General features: G+C 32.1%; 4 protein-coding genes. All 4 read left to right on the plus strand.

Translation table 11 applies throughout. The annotated features are described in order from the left end of the window. Positions 1–31: 31 nt before the first annotated feature. Positions 32–526, plus strand: coding sequence for a QueT transporter family protein (locus tag SPD90_RS05425; RefSeq protein WP_320924558.1), 495 nt, complete (start codon positions 32–34; stop codon positions 524–526). Positions 527–529: 3 nt separating this feature from the next. Next, positions 530–1255: a hypothetical protein gene (locus tag SPD90_RS05430; protein ID WP_320924559.1), complete on the plus strand. Its 726-nt coding sequence runs from the start codon at positions 530–532 to the stop codon at positions 1253–1255. Positions 1256–1372: 117 nt separating this feature from the next. Next, the gene (locus SPD90_RS05435; RefSeq protein ID WP_320924560.1) at positions 1373–2989 is read left to right on the plus strand and encodes an ABC-F family ATP-binding cassette domain-containing protein; all 1617 of its coding nucleotides are present in this window, start codon (positions 1373–1375) and stop codon (positions 2987–2989) included. Positions 2990–3117: 128 nt separating this feature from the next. Next, a partial coding sequence (locus SPD90_RS05440; RefSeq protein ID WP_331680518.1) for a hypothetical protein occupies positions 3118–3307 on the plus strand: 190 nt, incomplete at its 3' end.

A 3307-nucleotide genomic window follows, 5' to 3' on the forward strand; every position in this document is an offset into this window, starting at 1 on the left:
ATCGAAAATTTTTAGATGAGGAGATGATGAGTTGAACACAGATAGAATAGTGAAAACAGCGATTGTGGCATCTATATACGCCGCATTGACAATAGGATTAAGTCCTCTAAGCTATGGACCAATTCAATTTAGATTATCAGAGGTATTGATTTTACTTGCATTTGTAAATTCAGATTACATTGTGGGATTGACTATAGGATGTCTAATAGCTAATTTATTGGGACCTTATGGATTAGCAGATATAGCATTTGGAACTTTCGCGACACTTGTAAGTGCATATTTAGTGAATTTAACACCTAAACTTATAAAAAATAAATACGCTATATGGGTGGCGTCTTTATGGCCAGTGCTAGCAAATGCGGTTATAGTGGGACTTATGCTAAACATATTTTTCAAATTACCGCTTTTACTTTGTATGCTAGAGGTCGGAATAGGAGAATTTGGGGTAGTAACTATTGTAGGAGTTCCTCTATTTAAATTGGTGTTATCTAAATACCCGGGTTTTTTAAATTTTAAGGAGGCGTAATAGATGAAAGAAAAGTACACAAAAGTAATTGCAGTAGGAAACGATGCAATAGACTATTTAGAAAATATAAAAAGCGATTTACAGAAAAACGCTAATTTCGAAAATATAAAGGTAACTAAGGACGTAGATAAGGAATTTGTAAGATGCTTACTAGATGGTATAGAAGTTTTATATATTTTATACGATAGCTCTGATAAAGACGCATGCAATATCACAAAGGCAATATCTTTTATGGCTAACGAGAGAAAGGTCTTATCTATAGGACTTGATATATGCTTAAAGGAAAATAAAGAGGATTTGGGACTTGATAAAGAGCTTAAATTAAATAAGTACAACATAGATAAAACTGTAGATATGATAAATCTTATAAGTGAAGCTATGGACGAAGATACTTTGATGTATGTAGATATAAGTGACTTAAAGGAATTATTCCAAGGAGAAGGAGCTGTATCTTACTCTGTTGAGGAATTTGAAATAGATATACATCCTAGAGAGGCTGCTAAAGCTCTAGAAGAAGATTTCTACAAAACCGAAGGAGACTTGACACTTAAAAAGGGATTATTATTAGCAGAAACTAGTCAAATGGCTGGAGATAATACATTGATATATCTAAATGAGATAAGAAACCACCTTCTAGATTTAGTCGACGCTAATATGGATATGATATTTTCATATAATGAAAAACAAGAAGGCAAGGAAACTATGAAAATTGCATATTTGAGAAATTAATAGATTTTATGGAGTGTTTTGATGCACTCCTTTTTTTTCGTATTGACTTATATATAATTTTATTATAATATTATGCTTACTGTGTTAAAAATATAAATAGAAAGGAATTTTGACTAAATGTTACAAGTAACTAATGTAGGACTTAGATTTGCTGATAAGGAACTATACAAGGATGTAAATTTAAAGTTCACTAAGGGAAATTGCTACGGAATAATAGGTGCTAATGGTGCAGGAAAGACTACTTTCCTAAAAATATTAGCTGGAGATATAGAGCCAAACACTGGTAGTGTAAGTATAACTGAAAAAGAAAGAATGTCGGTTTTAAGACAGGATCACTTCAAATACGATGAAGAGACAGTACTAGATGTAGTTATAATGGGTCACGAGAGATTATTTGAAATAATGAAGGAAAAAGACGCATTATATATGAAAGAGGACTTCACAGAAGAAGATGGTATAAAGGCTGCAGAGCTAGAAGGTGAGTTTGCAGAGCTAGACGGATGGGATGCAGAAACTAATGCCGAAAAAATACTTATGGGTCTTGGAATAGATAGAGATTTGCATTACAAACAAATGAAGGAATTAGAAGGTGGAGAAAAGGTCAAGGTATTACTTGCTAAGGCGTTATTTGGTAAGCCAGAAATACTACTTCTAGACGAACCTACTAACCACTTAGATTTTAAATCAATAGAATGGCTAAATAACTTCATAATGGATTTAGAGGATTCTATAGTAATAGTAGTATCACACGATAGACACTTCCTAAACCAAATATGTACTCATATAGTAGACGTTGACTTCGGTAAAATCCAAATATACGTAGGAAACTACGATTTCTGGTATGAATCAAGCCAGCTAGCTCTACAGCTTATGAAGGATCAAAACAAAAAGGCTGAAGAAAAAATAGCTCAATTAAAAGAATTCATAGCTAGATTTAGCTCAAATGCATCTAAGGCAAAGCAAGCTACTTCAAGAAAGAAACAGCTTGAAAAATTAGAAGTAACTGAAATTCAGCCTTCTAGAAGAAGATATCCTTACGTTGGATTTACGCCAGAGCGCGAGATAGGAAACGAAGTACTAGAGGTCGAAGGTTTAACTAAGACAGTAGACGGTGTAAAAATCTTAGACAACGTATCATTTAGATTGGACAGAGATGACAAAGTGGCGTTTATGGGAGATGAATTAGCTATAACTGCACTATTTGATATAATAATGGGTGTAGATGAAGCAGACAGTGGAAGCTTCAAATGGGTAGTTACAACTTCTCAAAGCTATCTTCCAAAAAATCACAATGAATTTTTCGATGGTGTTGAATACTCACTAGTAGACTGGCTAAGACAGTACTCTGAAGAAAAAAGTGAGAGCTTCATAAGAGGATTTTTAGGAAGAATGTTATTTAGTGGTGAAGAAGCTCTAAAAGAAGCTCAGGTTATATCTGGAGGAGAAAAGGTTAGATGTATGTTTTCTAAGCTTATGCTTTCAAACGCCAACGTATTAGTACTTGACGATCCAACTAACCACTTAGACTTAGAGTCTATAACATCAGTAAATAAAGGTTTAGAAAAATTCCCAGGAGTATTATTATTCAGCTCACATGACCACGAGATGATACAAACTCTAGCAAACAGAATAATAGAAATAACTCCAAACGGAATAATGGATAGAAAAACTACTTTAGAAGATTATTTAGAAAATAAAGATATACAAGCTCAATTAAAGAAAATGTATGCTTAATATTGAGTAATTGTATGTAATGAAATAGAGAATATCTTTTTTTATGTTATCAAGCATTGACAAAAGTATGTAAAGAAATTTTTATACTAGAGAATGTGAAATAATTTAAAAGGAGGTATTCTTTTTTTATGAAAATTGAAGAATTACTTGAAGAATTTAAGTTAGATATAGAAATCAACAACTATAGTAAAGAAACTGTATATAGATATGGTAATTTATTGAAAATATTTAATGCTTATTTAACAGAAGTTCTTTCAGTCACAGATGTAGAAAAAATTAAAGCTGTGCATATGAAAGCATTTGTAAAATTTAATAAAG

Origin of the sequence: Intestinibacter sp. (assembly GCF_034113885.1) — a bacterium.
Lineage (GTDB): Bacteria > Bacillota > Clostridia > Peptostreptococcales > Peptostreptococcaceae > Intestinibacter.

Bases quoted from the DNA above. Each gene is read 5' to 3' on its own strand.
- SPD90_RS05435 (WP_320924560.1), top strand. From the start codon at position 1,373: ATGTTACAAGTAACTAATGTAGGACTTAGATTTGCTGATAAGGAACTA.
- SPD90_RS05430 (WP_320924559.1), top strand. From the start codon at position 530: ATGAAAGAAAAGTACACAAAAGTAATTGCAGTAGGAAACGATGCAATA.